Origin of the sequence: Phenylobacterium glaciei (assembly GCF_016772415.1) — a bacterium.
Taxonomy (GTDB): domain Bacteria; phylum Pseudomonadota; class Alphaproteobacteria; order Caulobacterales; family Caulobacteraceae; genus Phenylobacterium; species Phenylobacterium glaciei.
Genome location: NZ_JAGSGD010000001.1, coordinates 306,588 through 326,366, shown reverse-complemented (window position 1 = coordinate 326,366; position 19,779 = coordinate 306,588). Strand labels below are relative to the sequence as shown.

Sequence of the window (19,779 nt, the reverse complement as noted above, 5' to 3'; positions counted from 1 at the left end):
GTTCAATCCTTCACGCGTTCTCGCACCTGGGACAGCACGCGGGCGGTATAGTCCACCAGCGGGATGACCCGGGCATAGTTTAGCCGGGCGGGACCGATCACGCCGATCGCCCCCAGCACCTTCTGTTTGCCCGTCATATAGGGCGCGGCGATCACGGCGGAACCCGAAAGCGAAAACAGCCGCGTTTCGGCCCCGATAAAGATGCGCACGCCCTGAGCTTCGTTGACCCCGTCTAGCAGGCCGATGAGCTGTTCCTTTTGCTCCAGATCATCGAACAGCATTCTAACGCGCTCGAGGTCGTCCAGGGTCTCAGGGTCGGCAAGAAGATTGCCGCGGCCCCGCACGATCAGGGCCCGCTCGGCCACCTCGCCCCCGCCCCAGGCGGCCAGGCCGTCCTCCACCAGCCGTGCGGCGGTCTCGTTGAGCTGCTGGCGGGCGGTGTCCAGTTCGGTGCGCATCTCACGCCCCGCCTCGGCCAGGGTCTTGCCGCGCAGCCGGGTGTTGAGGAAGTTCGAGGCCTCCTGCAGGGCGCTGGGGGTGACGCCCGCGGTCAGCGCCATCAGCCGGTTCTCCACCGCCCCGTCGTCAAAGACCATGACGGCCAGCGCCTGGTCGGCCGACAGCGAGACGAACTCCACATGCTTGACGCCGGCGTCGCGGACCGGGGTCACGACAACGCCTGCGCCGCCGGCCAAACCAGAAAGGATTGCGCTGGCCTCGTTGAGGGCGTCGTCGAAGGTCTGGCCCCGGCCGGTGAGCCGGTGCTCGATGGAGCGCCGCTCCTCCTCGCCCACGTCACCGATCTCCATCAGGCCGTCGACGAACAGCCGCAGGCCCGCATGGGTCGGCAGCCGTCCGGCGCTGACATGGGGAGCGCCCAGCAAGCCCAGCTGGGTCAGGTCCTGCATGGTGTTGCGGATCGAGGCGGGCGACAGGTGAACGCCGCCCTTGGACAGGGTGCGCGAGCCCACCGGGTCGCCGGTTTCCAGATAGCTTTCCACGACGCGGCGGAAGATGTCGCGGGCGCGCTCGTCCAGAGCGGCGAGCGAGGGCCCACCGGTCAACAGTGAGCTGGTCAAGGAGCTAGGCAGGTCAGAACCATGGACGGAACCTCTGTATTCTAGGATAAGCGCGACCCTCTGCGGCGCAAGACGTCGCGCTCATATCCGAGCCCTTCCATGCGCCCTTCCGACCGGACTCCCGAGCTTCTTCGTGACGTGACCATCGAAACCGGGGTCAATCGCTATGCGGAAGGCTCGTCCCTGATCACCTTTGGCCACACCAAGGTGCTGATCACCGCCAGCGTCGAGGACCGGGTGCCGGGCTTCATGCGCGGCCGCGGCCAGGGCTGGGTCACCGCCGAGTACGGCATGTTGCCCAGGGCCACCCACACCCGCGGCCGCCGCGAGGCCTCTGAGGGCAAGCAGTCGGGCCGCACGCAGGAAATCCAGCGGCTGATCGGCCGCTCCCTGCGCGCCATCATCAACCCGACCCTGCTGGGCGAGCGTCAGATCTCCATCGACTGCGACGTCCTCCAGGCTGACGGCGGCACCCGCACGGCCGCCATCACCGGCGCCTGGGTCGCCCTGCGCCAGGCGGTGAACTACCTGATGGAGGAAGGGCTGATCACCACCGACCCGATCACCGACCAGGTCGCGGCCATCTCGTGTGGCATCTACAACGGCACGCCCGTCCTCGACCTTGAGTACGAGGAAGACTCCAACGCCGAGGCCGACGCCAACTTCGTGCTCACCGGCTCGGGCGACATCGTCGAGATCCAGGCCACCGGCGAGAAGCGCGGCTTCAGCCAGGGCGAGTTCGAGGCCCTGTTCGGTCTGGCCCGCAAGGGGATCGGTGAGCTCTGCGTGATGCAGCGCGAGGCCGGCGCGCGCAAATAGGGCTTTCTTGAAGGGCGCGTGTCGGGCGGCATAACCGGGTTCCACTTAAGCCTGACGCGCTTGCGAACGCAAAACGGGCGGCCCCAGGGGACCGCCCGTTTCGAACGCTAAGCCACGGTGGGGGACCGTGGGGTACTAACTCTTAGAGACCGTTCAGCAGCTGGCGGAAGGCCGAGGCGGGCAGACGGGCCAGCTCTTCGGCGAAGGGGGCCATCAGGCGGTCGATCAGGCTTTCAATGGCGCGAGCCATGGGGAGTTCCTTTGTGCAATGCAGCAATTGTTGCAGCGCATATAGGAGCGAATCCCTTACCTGGCAATATCTAAACACCGCTCAGTCCGACTTTTTTGGACAGGCGCGTACAGTTTTCCGCTGCGGTGCGTCATCACGCCGCTGTGTTCAACCGTCCTCGTCGTCGTCCGGCAGGTCGTCGGAGGGGCCGGCCTCGTAGTGCAGCAAGTCGCCGGGCTGGCAGTCCAGCTCGCGGCACAGCGCCGCCAGGGTGGAGAAGCGCACGGCGCGGGCCTTGCCGGTTTTCAGGATCGACAGGTTGGCGATGGTGACGCCGACGCGGTCGGCGAGTTCGGTGAGCGACATGCGGCGTTCCAGCAGCACGCGGTCGAGCAGGACACGAATGGGCATGATTAGATCGTCAGCTCCGCTTCGCGGCGCAGACGCGCGCCTTCGCGGAACACCTCAGCGAGGACAAAAACCACCAGCACTGAGAACCAGGCCGTGAGGCTGAAGCCCTGGCTGCTCTTGGTCTGGGCCAGGTCGAGCCAGTCGCCGGCGAAGCGGACCGCATAGCGCACCAGCTCCAGGCTGCCCAGCGCCAGGCCGATCACCCGCAGGCGCAGCACGTTGTCGGGATGGAAGGGGTCCCCGGCCGTCAGGGTGGCGAAGATCTGGCGCAGCCGCGCCACGATCACCTGCAGGCCGGCCATGTAGAGGGCCGCGGCCAGCAGACCGCCGGCCAGGACAGGACCTCGGCTGACCACCGAAGCGCCCTCGGCGCTCAGCGACAGACTGCCGATCAGGTCGGGATTGAAGCTCAGGAGCAGGGCGGCCAGCATCAACAGGCCGACGACGCCGATCCCGATCCACAGGGCCACATAGACCACGTCGAGGATGATCTTCAGGAAGCTCGAAACCGAGCCGGGCCCCAGGGCGCGCATCAACTGTATCTCCCCGCTGGTGTGGCTCCGCCGCCAACGCGGCGGCTGGCGGCGGGCTGGCTTGAGCACCACAGTCTAGCCGACCAGCGAGCCGGCGACCAAGGCCACCACCGGAAGGGCGGCCAGAACGACCACGACCTGCATCAGGGCGCGGTCCATCCAGTTCATCACAGGCGAAAACATGACTTTATCTCCAGTTTGCGCCGCCGTGGCGGCGCTTGGTGTGGTAGGCGGCCCGTCGCCGCCCGATGTCGATAGTCAATACGGATGCATCGCTTTTCGATCAAGATAATTATCGAAAAACGATATGAAACATTGGTAATGTTGAGCTTGGCTTTGCGCAAACCCTTGCAATTGAAGGGCGCGCCCGCCGCGACTATGGTCCGCCCTCGCAGCCGAACCGGAGGTTTTCCCATGGCGCTCAAGCTCGAACCCGGCGCGCGGCTGGTGGTGGCGACCCACAATCCGGGCAAGGTCGTCGAGATCGCCGCCATCCTGGAGAACCGCTTCTCCCTGGTGACCGCGGGCGAGCTTGGCCTGCCCGAACCCGACGAGACCGAGACCACCTTCGTCGGCAACGCCCTGCTCAAGGCCCGCGCCGCCGCCGACGCCAGCGGCCTGATCGCGCTGGCCGACGACTCCGGCCTGTCGGTGGCCGCCCTGGACGGCGCGCCCGGCATCTTCTCCGCCCGCTGGGCCGGCCCAGCGAAGGACTTCACCATGGCCATGGGCAAGGTGGAGGAGCGCTTGGAGGAGTCAGGGTCGGAAGATCTCTCCTGCTGGTTCACCTCGGCCCTGGCCGTCGCCTGGCCCCATGGCCCCGCCGTGGTGGTGGAGGGCCGGGTCGACGGGACCCTCACCTTCCCCATGCGCGGAACCCGCGGCTTCGGTTACGACCCCGTCTTCACGCCGCTGGGCTTCGATCAGACCTTTGGCGAGATGGACCCCGCCGCCAAGGACGCCATGAGCCACCGGGCCTTGGCCTTCGCCAAGCTCAAGGCCGCCATCCTTTGACGTCGCTGGCGCCGCTCGGGGTCTATATCCACTGGCCCTACTGCGCGCGCATCTGCCCCTATTGCGACTTCAACGTCCTGCGTGACCGTGGCCGAGAAGTCGAGCAGCGCGCCCTGAAAGACGCGATCCTCGCCGACCTGAGGCGTCATCGTGAGCTGACCGGTCCCCGCGACCTGATCTCCATCTTCCTGGGCGGGGGCACACCCTCGCTGATGGACCCTGACTGGGCCGGCGAGATGATCGCGCTCTGCCGCCAACTCTGGACGCCCATGCCGAACCTGGAGGTCACCCTGGAGGCCAACCCCACCGACGCCGAGGCCGACCGGTTCTCAGGGTTCGCGAGCGCCGGGGTGCAGCGCCTGTCTCTGGGTGTCCAGGCCCTGGACGACGCCAGCCTGACCCTGCTGGGCCGCAACCACGGGGCCGACGAGGCGCGTCGAGCCGCCGCCCTGGGGGCAAGGGTCTTCCCGCGCCTGTCGCTGGACCTGATCTATGCCCGCCCCGGCCAGACTCCAGAGGCCTGGCGCGCCGAGCTCTCCGAGGCCATCGACCTCGGCGCCGAGCACCTGTCGCCCTACCAGCTGACCATCGAGGCCGGCACGGCCTTCGACCGCGCCGTGAAGCGCGGAACTCTGGTTCCGCCTGGCGAAGACCTCGCCGCCGAACTGTTCGATGTGACGCAAGACACCCTGACCGCCGCCGGCTTCACCGCCTATGAGGTCTCCAACCACGCCCGGGGGCCAGCCGCCCGCTCCAACCACAACCTCGTCTACTGGCGCGGCCAGGACTATGTCGGCGCGGGCCCCGGCGCCCACGGCCGCCTGACGCTCGACGGGGCTCGCACCGCCACCTTCGCCGCCGCCAGACCCGCCGACTACATCGCCCGGGTGGCCGAGACCGGCCTCGGCTGGGTCACCCAGGAGACCCTCACCCCGCAGCAGGCGGCCGAGGAACGCCTGCTGGCCGGCCTGCGCATCGAGGACGGCGTGAGCTTCGACGAGATTGCGGCGCTTTCCCTCACACCCGCCCACCCCGAGGTCCTGAGCCTGGCCCAGGCGGGCCTGATCGCCTCCGACCCTGACCGCCTGCGCGCCACCCCGGCCGGGCGCCTGGTGCTCAACTGGGTCACCAGCCGGCTGGCGCTCGCCTGAGCCCAAGCTTGCCATGGGCGGCCGAACCGGCGAATCCTCCGCCCATGTCCCCCCGCCCCCCGCCGCCTGCCCTCTCCGAAGCCCCGCTGGCGCCGGGCCTCTATCTGGTGGCGACGCCGATCGGGAACCTGAGGGACATCACCCTGCGGGCCCTCGACGTGCTGTCGGCCGCCGACCTGGTCCTGGCCGAGGACACCCGGGTGGCCGGCAAGCTGCTCTCCGCCTATGGCCTCTCCAAGAAGCTCGAACGCTATGACGAGCACTCCGCCGACCGCGCCGGGCCCAAGGCGCTGCAGATCCTGAGCGAAGGCGGCCGAGTCGCCCTGGTGTCCGACGCCGGCACACCCCTGGTCTCCGACCCCGGCTACCGTCTGGCCCGCGAGGCGATGGCGGAGGGCCTGCCGGTCTATCCGATCCCCGGCGCCTCGGCCCTGCTGGCGGGGCTGACCGTGGCGGGCCTGCCCACCGACCGGTTCCTGTTCGCCGGCTTTCCGCCGCCCAAGAGCGCCGCGCGCCAGACCTTCTTCCAGGAGCTGGCGGGCCTGCGGGCCACCCTGGTGTTCTTCGAGGGCGGCAGCCGGGTCGCCGCCAGCCTGGCCGACATGGCCGCCGTGTTTGGCCCCCGCGAGGCCGCCGTGGCCCGGGAACTGACCAAGCTCTACGAGACCGTAACCCGCGCGCCGCTGGACCAGCTGGCGACCGACAAGCGCTTCGCGTCCCCCAAGGGGGAGTTCGTCATCGTGGTCGGCCCCGGCCGCGAGGAAGCCGCCACCGAGGCCGATGTCGACACCGCCCTCACCCAGGCCCTGGAGCGTCTGGGCACGGCCGACGCCGCCAGCGAGGTGGCCAAGGCGCTGGGCCTGCCCCGGCGCGAGCTCTACAAGCGCGCCATGGCGCTCCGGGACGCCAAGCCGTGAACCCCATCCGCCAGGCCCGCGGCGCTGCGGCCAGGCTCTCCGGCCGCCGCGCCGAGGTCTGGGCGGCGGTCTGGCTGATGCTGAAGGGCTACCGCATCTTGGGCTTCCGCCTGAAGACCCCCCAGGCCGAGATCGACCTGCTGGCCCATCGCGGCGGGGTGCTGGCGGTGGTGGAGGTCAAGTCGCGCACGACGATGTTGGCCGCGATGGAGGCGGTCAGCGCCGACCAGCGGGCCCGCCTGCGCCGTGCCGGGGCCACGCTCGCAGCCCGCCGGCCGGCCCTGCACAACGCCGCCGTGCGCCTGGACCTGATCGCACTCGCGCCGGGCAGACTTCCGAGACATAGTCCCGACGCCTGGAGAGGCGCGTGAGGAAGTATGAGTCGCGAGGACGCTGAGACCTATCTGGCCCAGGCGGGTCAGTGCGTGGACGGCGACTTCCCCCTGCTGGAAGCCGCGATCGCCTGCGCCCTGCACGAGGATCCGACCCGCGACGCCCAACAGGCTCGGGATCTGGGCGAGGCCGGCGTCGAGCACCTGACCCAGCGCCTGGCCACCGAGAGCCCCGAGGAGGCCCTGGCCGAGGCCATGGCCGGCGACCTGGGGCTTGGCGGTGACCTCTTCACCTACGAACACCCCGACAACGCCGACATCCTGTCGGTGGCGGAACGCCGCAAGGGCCTGCCCGTGGCGCTGGGTGTCTACTACCTCCACGTCTCGCGGCGCTGCGGCCTGACCGTCCAGGGCGTCGACTTCCCTGGCCATTTCCTGCTGCGCATCGAGACCCAGGAGGGGCCGCTGGCCCTGGACCCCTATGCCGAGGGCCGGGTGGTGCTGCCGTCGGAACTGACCCGCCGGGCCCTGCATGCGGGCCTGACCCCCAATGTCGCCGACCGCCTGGACCGGCTGATGGCGCCGGCCGCCGACCGCGCCGTGCTGATGCGGCTGCAGAACAACATCTTCGCCCGCGCCGTGGCGGCCCGCGACTTTGGCCGCGCCGAGCGCGCCGCTCTGCGCCGAGCCCTGCTCGACCCCACCGACCACCGCCCCTGGCTGGACGTCGCCGCCGCCCGCGAGGGCCAGGGCGCGCTCGCCGGCGCGCTACAGGCCCTGGCCCAGGCCTCGACCCTGGACGGCGGCGCCGCCCTGGCCGCCCGGGCCCACCGCGAGCGCGTGCGGCTGCAGCTCAACTAAGCAGCGCTGGCGCATCGGCCGTCTCCGACCTATCTGAGCGCTTCAGCTTGTGAGGAAGCCCGTATGTCTTTGAAGGTCGCCGTCCAGATGGACCCCTTGGAGGGGATCAATATCGAAGGCGATACGACCTTCCTGATGATGCAGTCGGCCCAGGAGCGCGGGCACACGCTTTGGGTCTACACGCCAGAACGCATGGCCCTGGAGAACGGCAGGCTCACCGCCAAGGGCCGCTCGGTCACCGTCCAGCCGGTGAAGGGCGCCCACGCGACCTTCGGCCCGTGGGAGACCCGCGACCTGTCGGAGTTCGACGTCGTCCTGCTGCGCCAGGACCCGCCCTTCGACATGGCCTACATCACCTCGACCCACTTCCTGGACGCCATCCATCCGAAGACCCTGGTGGTCAACAATCCCACCGAGGTGCGCAACGCGCCGGAAAAGCTGTTCGTCACCACCTTCCCCGGCGTCCAGCCGCCGACCCTGATCACCTCCGACATCGAGGCGATCTATGAGTTCCGCGCCCGCCAGGGCGACATCGTGCTCAAGCCGCTGAACGGCGCGGGCGGTTCGGGCGTCGCTCGGCTCCTGGCCGACGATCCCAATCTCGACGCCATGCTGGACCTGCACCGGATGATCAGCCGCGAGCCGGTGATCGCCCAGAAATTCGTGCCGGCCGTGGTGAAGGGCGACAAACGTATCCTGCTGGTGGACGGCGAGCCGGTGGGCGCCATCAACCGCGTGCCCAGCGCCGGCCAGATCCGGTCCAACCTGGCCGTCGGCGGCCGCGCCGAGGCGGTCGAACTGACCGCCCGCGACCGGGAACTCTGCGGCATCATCGGCCCGGAACTGAAACGCCGCGGCCTGATGTTCGTCGGCATCGACGTGATCGGCGACTACCTCACCGAGATCAATGTCACGTCACCCACGGGCGCCGTCGCCTTGAAAAAGTTCACTGGAATCGATGCGACAGTCCGACTCTGGGAACGTGTTGAAGTGATTCGCGCCAAGGTCTAGCTTGTTAGATGAGAAGAGTGACCTAGGTCACGGAAACGTCTCACCTTCTCCATTAGTTCCTTTTTTGTTCTTGATCCGACCCACACGGTGTGTTGGGGTTGTGGATAAAACATGCTCAAACCGGGGACATGAGCCATGGCTGCACGGGTCGTGACGCTGGCGTTTCAAGGGGTTGAGGCCCGCCGCGTCGATGTCGAGGTGCAGTTCACCGGCGGCGAAGTCGCCTTCATCGTCGTCGGCCTCGGCGACAAGGCCGTCGGCGAGAGTCGCGAGCGGGTGCGGGCCGCGTTTTCCGGCCTTGGCCTGTCGTTGCCCGGCAAGCGCATCATCGTCAACCTGGCCCCCGCCGACCTGCCCAAGGAGGGCAGCCACTACGACCTGCCCATCGCGCTGGCCATCATGGCCGCCATGGGCATCATCCCGCCCGACCGGCTGACCGAGTGGGCGGCCATGGGCGAGCTCTCTCTCGACGGCCGTATCGTCCAGGTGGCTGGCGCCTTGCCGGCTTCCGTGGCCGCCGGCGCCCTGGGTCTGGGGCTCATCTGCCCGGAGGCCTGCGGCGCGGAAGCCGCCTGGGCCGGCGACACCCAGATCCTGGCGGCGCCGTCGCTGATCTCGCTGGTGAACCACTTCCGCGGGACCCAGATGCTGGGGCCGCCCAAGCCGGGCGCCATTCTCGACGGCGAGCGGGCTCCGGACCTGCGGGACGTCAAGGGCCAGGAGAACGCCAAGCGCGCCCTGGAGATCGCCGCGGCCGGGGGTCACAACCTGGCCTTCACCGGGCCGCCGGGCTCAGGCAAGTCGATGATGGCCGCCCGCCTGCCGGGCCTGCTGCCGCCGCTCTCGCCGGCTGAGCTGCTGGAAACCTCGATGATCCACTCGGTGGCCGGCTTGATCGCCAAGGGCGAGCTGACCCGGGCCCGGCCATTCCGCACCCCGCACCATTCGGCCACCATGGCGGCCTTGACCGGCGGCGGCGTGCGCATCAAGCCCGGCGAGGTGTCGCTGGCCCACAACGGGGTGCTGTTCCTGGATGAGCTGCCCGAGTTCAGCGCGCAGGCCCTGGATTCATTGCGCCAACCCCTCGAGACCGGCGAGGTGGTGGTGGCGCGCGCCAACGCCCACGTGCGCTATCCGGCCCGCTTCCAGCTGGTGGCCGCCCAGAACCCGTGCAAATGCGGCCATGGCGGGCCTGGACGCGGCGCCTGCGGGCGCGCCCCGCGCTGCCAGACCGACTATCAGATGAAGGTGTCGGGGCCGTTCCTCGACCGCATCGACCTGCAGATCGACGTGCCGCCGGTCAGCGCCGCCGACCTGGCCTTGCCCGCGCCGTCGGAAGGGACCGCCGAGGCCGCCGCTCGGGTGGCCCAGGCCCGCGACCTGGCCTCGGAGCGCGCCGCGAAATCTGGCCACGAACGCGCCGAGCCGATCAACGCCCGCGCCGAGGGGGAGTGGCTGGAGACCATCGCCGATCTCGACCCCGCCGCCCGCGCCCTGCTGGCCAAGGCCGCCGAGGCCAATGGCCTCACGGCCCGGGGTTGGACGCGGACCCTGCGGCTGGCCCGCACCATCGCCGACCTGGAGGGCGCAGGACCGATCAAGCGGGTCCATGTCGCCGAGGCGTTAATCTACCGCCGGGTGGGCGCGCCAAACGCCCTGGCCTAGCGGTTCTCGCGATCGCGCCAATCGATCCAGGTCCCCACGACCAGGGCGCCGATCGCGAGATAGCTCCAGATGATCAGGCCGGCCACGTAGGTCTTGGCCAGGAAGCCCGGATCGACGATGACCGCGATGTGGGTCACCACGCCCAGGACCTGAAAGGCCGCGGCGAACAGCAGCCAGTTGAGGCCAGTGGTCATGGCCAGCCAGGCGAGCAGCACGGTCAGCGCGATGTCCACGGCCAGGACATTCCACTGGGTGTTCCCCCAATGCCAGCGATCCTCGACAATCAGGGTGATCAGCCAGGCGGCCATGAAGGCCACGGCCACGATCTTCTCGACCCGGCCGCCCTTCCAGAGGGCGAAGGCGCAGACCAGGATGATGGCGACGGTCCAGACCAAGCCCTTGGCTCCAGAATCAGATCGGGTCCCCGGCTGCCCGGAGACCCGATCTATCGCGAATGGTGCGGCTTCGACAGCTAGCTCGCGCGGCGAACGCTGCGCAGGAGGGGCGCCTCGCCGTCCGACATCTGCTGTGGCGGCTTCGGATCGCCGAAGGCCACGGCGCCCAGGCCCATCTGCTTCTGGGCGATGCTGAGCTCCAGATGGGTTTCGCAAATGGCGCGCCGCGCTGTGGCCAGGGCGGCAAAGGCCTCGCTGGCCCGCTCCACGGCGCCCTGACCGATGAGGGCCGAGATGCCCGCCTCGGTGCGCAGGCCCGGCATGATCCCGGCCAGGGCGGCGGCCTTGGCGAGCGCCAGGTCGATGGCGATTTCTGCTTCGAAGAGGCTGGCGGCGACTTGATCGGCGACCAGACGGCGTTGCTTGAGCATGCGGGATCTCCTGCACGCCGAGGGACCCGGCGCGTTGCTGTTGAGAAAATTGTCGGTGTCGGTGAGAGCTAGACGAGCTCTTGCAGGGCGTGGAGGCCGGACAGCATCGCCCCGAAGGCCAGGGCCGATACGATGGCGATGAGGCCGATCAACCCCAGTCGCGTGGCGGGACTTAGGGCATTTCGGCCGATCCCTCCCGCCGCTCGGGCTGGAAGCCCTCGTCCAAGAGCGCCCAGGTCATGCACAGTATTTCCCGCAAGACCATTTCGGGCGGCTTGTACCGCGACATCTTGCGGGTCGCCGAGACCAGGTCCCGGGCCATCTCCGCCTTCACCGGACAGCCCGCCAGGTCGGCGAGCTGACGTTCCAGCTGGGTCCAGGTAAACGCCGGCGCGGTCAGCGCCTCGTCCGCCATCTCCGGCCAGCGGGTTTCGAAGTCCTGTACCTCCCGGCGCAACCGCATCACCTGGTTTACCGCCGCCCTCTGCTCCTGGCCTTCCCAGTCCGGCTGGGACGGGTCCACCTCGAGCAGCGCTTTCATCCAATCGGCCATCAGCCTGTACTCCCGTGTCGCCCCGAGAAGGCGGGACGGGAGGGCGGCTGTCTGTCCTGATCGCATCCTGTCCTGACGCGATCAGGACAGCGGAATCACGGTCGTGGTCGGCCAGACGCCGCGCGGCGGCGTAGCGGTCGTCGACGCCGAGCTTGCGCCGCGCACGGTCGCAATAGGTGTCGACGGAGGTCTTGGACATGCCCAGCTCGCGGGCGATCTGCTTGGAGCTCAGATGCCTGTCCACCAGGCGAAGACATTCCCGCTCGCGCGGCGTCAGAAGCTCGACGGGGTCTTCGGTCATTTCCTGTGCTCGCGCATAAGGTGGGTAGTTAAAGGCCCACGCGGAGTTTCGTCCAGCCGTAACGGCCAAGCCGAAGTGGGTTCCGCTTACGCTTCAGGCGTTTGCGGTGCTCGGTCGACGCCGGAAGACCGGCGATCTCCCACGCCAGAAAGTTGCAGTTCCGTGGGAAATCGGAGCCCCGCTTGACCGCCTGTTAAGCCGCCTGCGCCTAGGCTTGTTCCATGGCCCGCAAGACTCCCACCGTTCCCGACGCCCGCGTCAGCGCCGAGCAGCTCGCCTCGCTCAGCCACGAATTCCGCACGCCCCTCAACGGCGTGCTGGGCATGGCGCGATTGCTGGAAGGCACCAGCCTGACCGCCGAGCAACGAGCCTATGTCGCCGCCCTGCGCGATTCAGGCGAGCATCTGCTCAGCCTGGTCAATGACGTGCTCGACTTCGCCAAGCTGGGCGCCGACAAGATCGAGCTGCATCCGGCCACCATGGAGGTCGAGGGCCTGCTGCGCTCGGTCAGCGAACTGCTCTCCCCCCGCGCCCAGGAAAAGGGCCTTGAGATCGCCTGGGCCGCCCCCACCGGCATCGGCCAAGCCCTGGCCGACGAAGGCCGGCTGCGCCAGATCCTGCTCAACTTCGCCGGCAACGCGGTGAAGTTCACCGAAACCGGCGGCGTCCTACTCACGGTCACCGAGCGCGACGGCTCGCGCCTGCGTTTTTCCGTCTCCGACACCGGTCCGGGCGTCACCCGGGCGGTGCGGGAGAAGATCTTCGAGGCCTTCGCCCAGGCCGACCCTTCCTATGACGCCGCCCAGCTGGGCGGCGCGGGCCTCGGCCTGGCCATCGCCCGCAAGCTGGCCGCCGCCATGGACGGCGAGGTCGGCGTCGAGGACGCACCCGGCGGCGGCGCGCTGTTCTGGTTCGAGGCCGCCTTCCCGCGGGTGACCGCACTTGGCGACGCGCCCCTGGCCGGCCGCACCGTCGGCGTGCTCTCCCCCAATCCCGTGGTCGCCGAGGCCGCCCGCCGCCAAGTCGAGGCGGCCGGCGGCAAGGCGGTGATAGGTGAAGACAAGAGCGCCCAGGTCCTGCTGGTGGACCATGCGCTCGCCCCCTCCTGCCCGCCGGACTCTCGCCCCGCGATCATCCTGCTGCCGCCCAATGAGCGGGCGCGCATCGAGACCTACCGGGCGCAGGGCTTCGCCGGATACCTGATCAAGCCTCTGCGCCGCGCCTCCCTGGCCGAGCGCGTCCTCGCCGTCCTGGGCGAAGGCGCCCAGCGCACGGACGCGGTGGAGGACGAACGCATCGCCCCGGCCATGGCCCCTGGCGTCCGGGTGCTGCTGGTGGAGGACAACGCCATCAACGCCCTGCTGGCCCGCACCCTGCTGGCCCGGGAGGGTTGCAAGGTCGACCATGCCGGCGGCGGCGAGGACGCCATGGCCGCCCTCAAGGTCGGCCGCTATGACCTGATCCTGATGGACATGCGCATGCCCGGCATGTCCGGCCTGGACGCCACGCGGGCCCTGCGGGCCGCCGGCCTCGACACCCCGGTGGTGGCGCTGACCGCCAACGCCTTCGAGGACGACCGCCATGCCTGCCTGGCGGCGGGCATGAACGACTTCCTGGTCAAGCCGCTGGCGCCCGACGCCCTGCGCGGGATCCTCGCCCGCCTGACCCGCGGCGGCTGGACGGAAACGACGGACCGCGCCAAGGTCGGCTGAACCGGGGCCACCCCCGGCGCCGATCTCGGGGGAGGCCGCAATGACCATCGAAGCCACGCCGAAACGCAGCGCCTGGAGCGCCATCGCCGTCTATGGCGAGCGCCGCGCCCTGGTGATGCTGTCCCTGGGTTTCGCCTCGGGCCTGCCCAACCTGCTGATCTTCGACACGCTGTCGGCCTGGCTGCGCGATGCCGGACTGTCGCTGGAGGTGATCGCCTTCTTCAGCCTGGCGACCCTGGCCTATTCCCTGAAGTTGCTCTGGGCGCCGCTGATCGACCGCGCGGCGGTGCCGATCCTCACCAAGTGGCTGGGCCACCGCCGCTCCTGGATGCTGGTCTGCCAGATTCTGATCATGCTGGGCCTGTGGCTGATCTCCGGGGTCGATCCCAAGACCAGACTTGGCCTGATGGCCGCCTTCGCCGTCTTCGTCGGCTTTACCTCGGCCACCCAGGACATCGTCATCGACGCCTGGCGCATCGAGGCCGCCGACACTGAAAAGCAGGGCGCCATGGCCGCCGCCTACCAGTGGGGCTACCGCATCGCCATGATCGTGGCCGGGGTCGTCCCGCTGGCCATGTCCGACGCCGTGGGCTGGAGTCTGTCCTACGCCTTGATGGCCGGCCTGATGGTCGTGGGCGTCGCAGGCGTGCTAGGCGCGCCGCGCGAGGCGAGCCACATCATGCGCGACATCGACTTCGCCGGCGTCGGGTCTGTCCCGGCCCGCGACGGGATCGAGTGGGCCCTGCGCCTAGCCATCGTGCTGCTAGGTGCCCTGATCTTCGGCTCGGGCCTGGCCGGCAACGCCACCGTCCTGCAGTCGGTCACCGCCACCCTCGGCCACCCGCAGGTGGGCGACGCCATCAAGGCCGCGTGGGAGGCCAAGCCCTTCGGAGTTTTCGCCCAGGTCGGCGGCATCCTCACCGGGGTCGCGCTCATCGTCGTGGCCGCCCTACCGATCCCCGGCCTTCCGACCCGGCCCGGCCGCTACCTGTCGACCGCGCTTGGCGCGCCCTTCATCGACTTCTTCCGCCGCTATGGGCAGGCCGCCGGCCTGATCCTGGCGCTGATCTGCGTCTACCGGCTGAGCGACTTCGTGCTCAACATCATGAATCCGTTCTACATCGACCTCGGCTTCGACAAGCTGCAGATCGCCGAGGTCCGCAAGGTGCTGGGCGTCGTCATGTCGGTGATCGGCGTCGGCCTGGGCGGCTTCTCCGTGGCCCGGCTCGGCCTCATGCGCTCCATGGTGATCGGCGCCTTCGCCGGTCCCATCTCGAACCTGGTCTTCGCCTGGCTGGCGATGCAGGGGCCGCAACTCTGGGCGCTCAGTGTCGCCATCGGGATCGACAACATCGCCTCGGGTTTCGCCGGCACCTGCCTGATCGCCTACATGTCCAGCCTCACCGGCCAGGGCTTCACCGCCACCCAGTACGCGATGTTCTCGTCCTTCTACGCCCTGCTCGGAAAGCTGGTGGCGTCGCAGTCGGGCAAGGTCGTGGAGGGCGCGGCCAAGGCGGCCGACACCGGCGGGGCGTTCTCGGGCCTCAAGGCGCTCTTCACCGGCCTGCCACCCCAGACCTTCGCCAGCGCCATGGAGAAGTCGCACGTCTCGGCCGCGGCCCTCGGCTCCGGATACGTGGTGTTCTTCGTCTATTCGGCCCTGCTGGGGGTGGTGGGCATCGTGCTGGTGTTCATCGTCGCGGCGCGCACTGCCGACATGCCGGCCGGTGGCGCGGAGCCCGTGGCCGAAGCCTAGGTCGTCGACAGGCAGATCACCTGGGCCACCCGCAGGTCGCGGCGCAGGGCATCGGCGACGCGGCCGTAGTTGTCGGTGGTGACGCTCTCGCCCACCGCGAAGCTGGCGGGGCGTTCGTGGGCCTCCGACAGGGCAGCACCCAGGGTTTCCGGCGCGGTGGTGTAGATGCGGCCCCGGCGCGGGGCCTCGGCCACGGTCACCCCGATCACCCGGCCGGCGCGGTCCAGCGCCGGCGCGCCCGAAAGGCCCGCCAGTGTGCCCTTCAGCCCGTCGGTGCGGCCGGTCTCGGCCCAGACTAGGACCGGCTCGGTGCGCGCGCCGCGGCCACGCACCACCAGGTTCTCACGTCCCAGCAGCCGCGAGGTGGCCTCGCCCGAATGGCCTTGTGGGAAACCCGGGTGATAGGCGCGGTCGCCGCGCCGCAGCTTCTGGTCGATGCCCAGCGGCAGGGGCGGCGCCCCGCCCTCGGTGGTGAGGATGGCGGCCTCGCCGCGCTGGTAGATATTGACCTTGGCGGCCACGCCCCGGCCCTCGGCCACCACGATGGCGGCCTGGGTGCAGCCCTCCACCACGTGGCGGGCGGTGACCCACACACCGCGGTCGGCGACGGAGAAGGCGGTGCCGAGGCCAGGCTCCGCCTTGGCCGGCACATCGACGACGATCGAGGGGTCGAAGGGCGAGGCGGGCCCCAGCGGCACGCCCTCTTCCCCCGGCACCGGTGGCGGGGGCGGCGGGGCGTCGGCCCGCTCCTGCCGGCCCACGGCCGCGATCAGCAGCGCCAGGACCACAGCCGCATAGACCAGCCAGTCCGGCAGCTTGGGGAAATGCATAGGTCCGCTCAGCCCGCCACGGCGGCGGCGAGGATCAGGGCGGTGGCGAGCTTGGCGCCCACCAGCAGGGCGGCGGCCGACATCTCGCCTTCCTGGATCCGCTGCGGCAGGCCGCGCAGGATCATGTCGACGATCCGGAAGATCAGCAGCTGCACCACCACCGTCGAGGCGCCCCAGATGCCGATCTCGATCAGCGAGGTCGACGCGGTCAGCGACACGGCCAGCGGGATCGACAGGCCCACCATCACGCCGGCCAGGGAAATCGCGGCGGCCGAATTGCCCTCACGGATCAGGGCGATCTCGCGGTGCGGGGTCAGCAGGATGTAGAGGGCGCTGCCCAGGAACAGGATCAGGACCGTCATCCCCGCGTGTAGCAGGGTGATGGGGAAGCCGGTGGCGAAGGCCTGGATCTCAGGAGACTGGAGTTCGGGCGGCATCGGAACCCTTGGGCAAGGAAAGGTCGGTCCGCATCGTTAGCACGGACCTCGGCCGCCTGCGAAAATCGTTCAGGCGGCGGGCGAGTCCTCGGCCACGGGCTCAGCGGCGGCCTTGCGCCGGGCGCTGGCGCGGACCTTCTCGCTCTCGCTCTTCAGCTGACCGCAGGCCGCCAGGATGTCCCGGCCCCGTGGGGTGCGGATCGGCGAGGCGTAGCCCGCGCGATTGAGGATGGCGGCGAACTTCTCGATCGCCCCCCAGTCGGAACAGACATAGTCGGTCCCCGGCCAGGGATTGAACGGGATCAGGTTGATCTTGGCCGGCAGGCCCTTCAGCAGCTTCACGAGCGCCAGGGCCTCGGCCGGGCTGTCGTTGACGCCCTTCAGCATGACGTATTCGAAGGTCACCCGCCGGGCGTTGGAGAGGCCCGGATAAGCACGGATGCCCTCGATCAGCTGGGCGATCGGGTACTTCTTGTTCAGCGGCACCAGCACGTCGCGCAGGGCGTCGTTGGTGCCGTGCAGGGAAATGGCCAGCATCGCCTGGGTGCGGTTCCCCAAGGCCTCCAGTTCCGGAACCACGCCAGAGGTGGAGACCGTGATCCGCCGGCGCGAGATGGCGATGCCCTCGCCGTCGGCGATGATGTCGATGGCGTCAGCGACGTTGTCGAGATTGTAGAGCGGCTCGCCCATGCCCATGAAGACGATGTTGGAGAGCCGGCGATCTTCCTTCGGCGACGGCCATTCCTCCAGGTCGTCGCGGGCCACCTGGACCTGGGCCACGATCTCGGCGGCGGTCAGGTTGCGCACCAGGGCCTGGGTGCCGGTGTGGCAGAAAGTGCAGTTCAGCGTGCAGCCCACCTGGCTTGAGACACACAGAGCGCCGGCGCGGCCGACGTCGGGGATGTAGACGGTCTCCACCTCGATGCCCGGCGCCATGCGGATCAGCCACTTGCGGGTGCCGTCCTTGGACACCTGGCGTTCGACGATCTCGGGGCGGGTCAGGCTGAAGGCCTCGGCGAGAACGGCGCGGGTCTCCTTGGCGATGTCGGTCATCGCCTCGAAGTCGGTGACCCCGTAGTGGTGGATCCAGCGCCACATCTGGCCCGCGCGCATCTTGGCCTTGGGGGCCGGGACCACGTCGGCGGCGATCAGCGTCTCCACCAGCCCCTTGCGGGTCAGGCCGCAGAGGTTCGGCTTCGTGGGTGCGCGCGTCGCGGTGGCGCGCGAAAGATCTAGGGTGACGCCCAAGGGGAGGAACTCGCTGGCTGGAAGGCCGTCAATATAGGGCCACGGGGCCCGCACGCCAAATCGGCCGACGCCGCAGCCACTCAAACAAATGTTCGACGCCGGACTTCCGCCCGCGAAGGCCGTGCGCTAGCGTCCGCCAACTTTCGAAAAACGATGTCCGGGAGACGACGATGAAGGCGCTGCTGAGCAAGACCACCGGGGGTCCCGAGACCCTGTCCTATGAGGATGTGGCCTCCCCGGAAGTCCGTCCCGGCTTCGCCGTGATCAGCACCAAGGCCGTGGGGATCAACTTCCCCGACGTGCTGATGATCGAGGACAAGTACCAGATGAAGCCGCCCCGGCCCTTCTCCCCCGGCGGCGAGCTGTCGGGCGTGGTCAAGGCGATCGGCGAGGGCGTCACCAATGTGAAGGTCGGCGACCGGATCCTGGCCAACACCGGCTGGGGCGGCCTGGCCGAAGAGGTCCTGCTGCCGGCCAACCGCCTGTGGCACATCCCCGACAGCATGCCCCACGATATCGCGGCGGCCTTCATCCTCACCTACGGCACCAGCTATCACGCCCTGAAGGATCGCGCGCACCTGAAGGCCGGCGAGACCATGCTGGTCCTGGGCGCGGCCGGCGGCGTCGGCCTCTCGGCCGTCGAGCTGGGCAAGGCCATGGGCGCCCGCGTCGTGGCCGCCTGCTCCAGCCAGGAAAAGTGCGACCTGGCCATCGCCCACGGGGCGGACGCCGGCGTCGTCTATGGCCGCGGCCCCTTCGACCGCGACGGCCAGAAGACGCTGGGCGCCCTCTTCAAGGAAGCCGGCGGCGCGGACGGCTTCGACGTCATCTATGACGCGGTCGGCGGTGACTATGCCGAGCCCGCCCTGCGCTCCATCGCCTGGGAAGGCCGCTACCTGGTGATCGGCTTCGCGGCCGGCGACATCCCGAAAATCCCGCTGAACCTGGCGCTGCTGAAGGGCTGCGACATCGTCGGCGTGTTCTGGGGCACCTGGACCACCAAGAACCCCGAGCTGTTCGCCCAGTCCATCGACGAACTGCTCGACCTCTACGCCAAGGGCAAGGTGAAGCCCCACGTCTCGGAGCGCTTCCCGCTTTCTAAGGGCGCCGACGCCATCGCCCACCTGGGCAGCCGCAAGGCCATGGGCAAGGTCGTGGTAACGGTCGACTAGCCCCTCGACGCACGGGGCGTCCCGCTTTAGTGATCGCCGATCAGTTACAAGAAACGGGGAAACGAAATGGCGGGACGTCTGCAGGGTAAGGTCGCGGTCATCACCGGGGCCGCCTCCGGCATTGGTCTGGGCACGGTCGAACTGTTCGTGGCCGAGGGCGCGTCCGTCATCGCCGCCGACATCCAGGATGAAAAGGGCGCCATGCTGGAGAAGCGCTTCCCCGGCAAGGTCGCCTACGCCCACTGCGACGTGACCCAGGAAGCCGAGATCGAAGCGGCCATGAAGCTGGCCAAGAGCGCGTTCGGCGGCCTCGACATCCTGTTCAACAACGCCGGCATCTCCGACCGGATGACCTCCATCACCGAGATCACCGCCGACGGCTGGAGCTGGATCTTCGACGTCCTGGTGCGCGGGCCGGCGCTGGGGATGAAGCACGCCGTGCCGCTGATGCTGGAGCGCGGCGGCGGCTCGATCATCAACACCGCCTCCATCGCGGGCCTGCAGGCCGGCTGGGGGCCGATCGCCTATTCCAGCGCCAAGGCCAGCGTCATCCATATGAGCCGCGCCGCCGCAGCCCAGCTCTCGCCGCAGAAGATCCGGGTCAACGCCATCTGCCCGGGCCTGATCGCCACCTCGATCTTCGGCGCGTCCCTGGGCCTGCCGCGCGAGGTGGCCGACCAGATGGCCGCCCGCGTCGCCGACAACGCCGCCAAGGTGCAGCCGGTGCCCAAGGCCGGCATGCCCGACGACATCGCCAAGGCCGCCCTCTATCTGGCGTCGGAGGACTCAGCCTTCGTGTCGGGCACCCACATCGTGGTGGACGGCGGCATCACCGTCGGCGGCCGCCACGCCTGGGACGCCAGCGCGGGCTCGCCCTTCGCGGCCCTGTTCGGCGACGCCCTGCCCGGCGCGACGAGCTGAC

The 19,779-nt window shown here is 69.3% G+C and carries 21 protein-coding genes and 1 pseudogene; 12 read left to right on the top strand and 10 right to left on the bottom strand.

Going from position 1 to position 19,779, the window contains the following annotated elements:
- Window positions 1-2: 2 nt before the first annotated feature.
- The gene (gene hrcA, locus JKL49_RS01575; protein ID WP_215337787.1) at window positions 3-1,079 is read right to left on the bottom strand and encodes a heat-inducible transcriptional repressor HrcA; all 1,077 of its coding nucleotides are present in this window, start codon (window positions 1,077-1,079) and stop codon (window positions 3-5) included.
- A 99-nt stretch (window positions 1,080-1,178) separates the two neighbouring features.
- Here hrcA and rph point away from each other — a divergent pair, with 99 nt between their 5' ends.
- The gene (rph, locus tag JKL49_RS01570) at window positions 1,179-1,898 is read left to right on the top strand and encodes a ribonuclease PH (protein ID WP_215337785.1); all 720 of its coding nucleotides are present in this window, start codon (window positions 1,179-1,181) and stop codon (window positions 1,896-1,898) included.
- A gap of 397 nt (window positions 1,899-2,295) precedes the next feature.
- On the opposite strand, the gene JKL49_RS01565 is transcribed toward rph, so the two are convergent.
- Together JKL49_RS01565 and JKL49_RS01560 are read right to left on the bottom strand one after the other, a co-directional pair.
- Entirely contained in the window at window positions 2,296-2,538 is a 243-nt protein-coding gene (locus JKL49_RS01565) for a helix-turn-helix domain-containing protein (protein ID WP_215337783.1), read from the bottom strand.
- A gap of 2 nt (window positions 2,539-2,540) precedes the next feature.
- Window positions 2,541-3,071 (bottom strand): DUF2975 domain-containing protein, encoded by a 531-nt coding sequence (locus tag JKL49_RS01560; protein ID WP_215337781.1) that lies wholly within the window; start codon window positions 3,069-3,071, stop codon window positions 2,541-2,543.
- Window positions 3,072-3,485: 414 nt separating this feature from the next.
- On the opposite strand from JKL49_RS01560, the gene JKL49_RS01555 reads away from it, so the two are divergent.
- The 7 genes from JKL49_RS01555 to JKL49_RS01525 all read left to right on the top strand — a co-directional run bounded on the left by JKL49_RS01555 (window position 3,486) and on the right by JKL49_RS01525 (window position 10,022).
- Window positions 3,486-4,085, top strand: a complete 600-nt coding sequence (locus JKL49_RS01555; RefSeq protein ID WP_215337778.1) for a non-canonical purine NTP pyrophosphatase — start codon at window positions 3,486-3,488, stop codon at window positions 4,083-4,085.
- The gene (gene hemW / locus JKL49_RS01550; RefSeq protein ID WP_215337776.1) at window positions 4,082-5,236 is read left to right on the top strand and encodes a radical SAM family heme chaperone HemW; all 1,155 of its coding nucleotides are present in this window, start codon (window positions 4,082-4,084) and stop codon (window positions 5,234-5,236) included. Before JKL49_RS01555 ends, hemW begins: the two co-directional genes overlap by 4 nt.
- Before the next feature lie 44 nt (window positions 5,237-5,280).
- A complete protein-coding gene (gene rsmI, locus JKL49_RS01545; protein ID WP_215337774.1) occupies window positions 5,281-6,153 on the top strand; it encodes a 16S rRNA (cytidine(1402)-2'-O)-methyltransferase in 873 nt (290 codons plus the stop codon).
- Window positions 6,150-6,524 carry a YraN family protein gene (locus JKL49_RS01540; protein ID WP_215337772.1) on the top strand — a complete coding sequence of 125 codons (375 nt, stop codon included), beginning with the start codon at window positions 6,150-6,152 and terminating at the stop codon, window positions 6,522-6,524. The genes rsmI and JKL49_RS01540 overlap by 4 nt, the downstream gene beginning before the upstream one ends.
- 6 nt (window positions 6,525-6,530) lie before the next feature.
- Window positions 6,531-7,346, top strand: a complete 816-nt coding sequence (locus JKL49_RS01535; RefSeq protein ID WP_215337770.1) for a transglutaminase family protein — start codon at window positions 6,531-6,533, stop codon at window positions 7,344-7,346.
- 63 nt (window positions 7,347-7,409) lie between these two features.
- Entirely contained in the window at window positions 7,410-8,357 is a 948-nt protein-coding gene (gene gshB / locus JKL49_RS01530) for a glutathione synthase (RefSeq protein ID WP_215337768.1), read from the top strand.
- A gap of 135 nt (window positions 8,358-8,492) precedes the next feature.
- Complete coding sequence (locus JKL49_RS01525; RefSeq protein ID WP_215337766.1) at window positions 8,493-10,022, top strand: YifB family Mg chelatase-like AAA ATPase; 1,530 nt, start codon at window positions 8,493-8,495, stop codon at window positions 10,020-10,022.
- Here JKL49_RS01525 and JKL49_RS01520 read toward each other — a convergent pair.
- The 4 genes and pseudogenes from JKL49_RS01520 to JKL49_RS21355 form a co-directional block, all read right to left on the bottom strand.
- Window positions 10,019-10,417: a hypothetical protein gene (locus JKL49_RS01520; protein WP_215337764.1), complete on the bottom strand. Its 399-nt coding sequence runs from the start codon at window positions 10,415-10,417 to the stop codon at window positions 10,019-10,021. The genes JKL49_RS01525 and JKL49_RS01520 overlap by 4 nt on opposite strands.
- Before the next feature lie 77 nt (window positions 10,418-10,494).
- A complete protein-coding gene (locus JKL49_RS01515) occupies window positions 10,495-10,848 on the bottom strand; it encodes a hypothetical protein (RefSeq protein ID WP_215337762.1) in 354 nt (117 codons plus the stop codon).
- A 172-nt stretch (window positions 10,849-11,020) separates the two neighbouring features.
- Window positions 11,021-11,401 (bottom strand): hypothetical protein, encoded by a 381-nt coding sequence (locus JKL49_RS01510; protein WP_249778005.1) that lies wholly within the window; start codon window positions 11,399-11,401, stop codon window positions 11,021-11,023.
- A gap of 130 nt (window positions 11,402-11,531) precedes the next feature.
- Window positions 11,532-11,702: pseudogene (locus JKL49_RS21355) on the bottom strand (response regulator transcription factor); the annotation flags it as partial.
- Window positions 11,703-11,923: 221 nt separating this feature from the next.
- Between JKL49_RS21355 and JKL49_RS01500 the strand changes: the two are divergent.
- On the top strand, window positions 11,924-13,414 hold the full coding sequence (locus JKL49_RS01500; RefSeq protein WP_215337760.1) for a response regulator: 1,491 nt from the start codon (window positions 11,924-11,926) through the stop codon (window positions 13,412-13,414).
- Window positions 13,415-13,454: 40 nt separating this feature from the next.
- The gene (locus JKL49_RS01495) at window positions 13,455-15,170 is read left to right on the top strand and encodes an AmpG family muropeptide MFS transporter (protein WP_215337758.1); all 1,716 of its coding nucleotides are present in this window, start codon (window positions 13,455-13,457) and stop codon (window positions 15,168-15,170) included.
- Here the strand turns inward: JKL49_RS01495 and JKL49_RS01490 are convergent.
- From JKL49_RS01490 to rlmN, 3 genes are all read right to left on the bottom strand, one after another.
- Window positions 15,167-16,000: a S1 family peptidase gene (locus tag JKL49_RS01490; RefSeq protein WP_215337756.1), complete on the bottom strand. Its 834-nt coding sequence runs from the start codon at window positions 15,998-16,000 to the stop codon at window positions 15,167-15,169. The genes JKL49_RS01495 and JKL49_RS01490 overlap by 4 nt on opposite strands.
- Before the next feature lie 8 nt (window positions 16,001-16,008).
- Window positions 16,009-16,437, bottom strand: coding sequence for a DUF350 domain-containing protein (locus tag JKL49_RS01485; RefSeq protein ID WP_215337754.1), 429 nt, complete (start codon window positions 16,435-16,437; stop codon window positions 16,009-16,011).
- 69 nt (window positions 16,438-16,506) lie between these two features.
- A complete protein-coding gene (gene rlmN / locus JKL49_RS01480) occupies window positions 16,507-17,685 on the bottom strand; it encodes a dual-specificity RNA methyltransferase RlmN (protein WP_215337752.1) in 1,179 nt (392 codons plus the stop codon).
- Between the two features lie 170 nt (window positions 17,686-17,855).
- Between rlmN and JKL49_RS01475 the strand changes: the two genes are divergently transcribed.
- Window positions 17,856-18,857, top strand: coding sequence for an NADPH:quinone oxidoreductase family protein (locus JKL49_RS01475; RefSeq protein WP_215337750.1), 1,002 nt, complete (start codon window positions 17,856-17,858; stop codon window positions 18,855-18,857).
- Between the two features lie 66 nt (window positions 18,858-18,923).
- Window positions 18,924-19,778 (top strand): SDR family NAD(P)-dependent oxidoreductase, encoded by an 855-nt coding sequence (locus JKL49_RS01470; RefSeq protein WP_215337748.1) that lies wholly within the window; start codon window positions 18,924-18,926, stop codon window positions 19,776-19,778.
- The last annotated feature ends 1 nt before the right edge of the window (window position 19,779 follow it).

Bases quoted from the DNA above. Each gene is read 5' to 3' on its own strand.
- rph (WP_215337785.1), top strand. From the start codon at position 1,179: ATGCGCCCTTCCGACCGGACTCCCGAGCTTCTTCGTGACGTGACCATC.
- JKL49_RS01565 (WP_215337783.1), bottom strand. From the start codon at position 2,538: ATGCCCATTCGTGTCCTGCTCGACCGCGTGCTGCTGGAACGCCGCATG.
- JKL49_RS01560 (WP_215337781.1), bottom strand. From the start codon at position 3,071: ATGCGCGCCCTGGGGCCCGGCTCGGTTTCGAGCTTCCTGAAGATCATC.
- JKL49_RS01555 (WP_215337778.1), top strand. From the start codon at position 3,486: ATGGCGCTCAAGCTCGAACCCGGCGCGCGGCTGGTGGTGGCGACCCAC.
- rsmI (WP_215337774.1), top strand. From the start codon at position 5,281: ATGTCCCCCCGCCCCCCGCCGCCTGCCCTCTCCGAAGCCCCGCTGGCG.
- JKL49_RS01535 (WP_215337770.1), top strand. From the start codon at position 6,531: ATGAGTCGCGAGGACGCTGAGACCTATCTGGCCCAGGCGGGTCAGTGC.
- gshB (WP_215337768.1), top strand. From the start codon at position 7,410: ATGTCTTTGAAGGTCGCCGTCCAGATGGACCCCTTGGAGGGGATCAAT.
- JKL49_RS01525 (WP_215337766.1), top strand. From the start codon at position 8,493: ATGGCTGCACGGGTCGTGACGCTGGCGTTTCAAGGGGTTGAGGCCCGC.
- JKL49_RS01515 (WP_215337762.1), bottom strand. From the start codon at position 10,848: ATGCTCAAGCAACGCCGTCTGGTCGCCGATCAAGTCGCCGCCAGCCTC.
- JKL49_RS01510 (WP_249778005.1), bottom strand. From the start codon at position 11,401: ATGGCCGATTGGATGAAAGCGCTGCTCGAGGTGGACCCGTCCCAGCCG.
- JKL49_RS01500 (WP_215337760.1), top strand. From the start codon at position 11,924: ATGGCCCGCAAGACTCCCACCGTTCCCGACGCCCGCGTCAGCGCCGAG.
- JKL49_RS01495 (WP_215337758.1), top strand. From the start codon at position 13,455: ATGACCATCGAAGCCACGCCGAAACGCAGCGCCTGGAGCGCCATCGCC.
- JKL49_RS01490 (WP_215337756.1), bottom strand. From the start codon at position 16,000: ATGCATTTCCCCAAGCTGCCGGACTGGCTGGTCTATGCGGCTGTGGTC.
- JKL49_RS01485 (WP_215337754.1), bottom strand. From the start codon at position 16,437: ATGCCGCCCGAACTCCAGTCTCCTGAGATCCAGGCCTTCGCCACCGGC.
- JKL49_RS01475 (WP_215337750.1), top strand. From the start codon at position 17,856: ATGAAGGCGCTGCTGAGCAAGACCACCGGGGGTCCCGAGACCCTGTCC.
- JKL49_RS01470 (WP_215337748.1), top strand. From the start codon at position 18,924: ATGGCGGGACGTCTGCAGGGTAAGGTCGCGGTCATCACCGGGGCCGCC.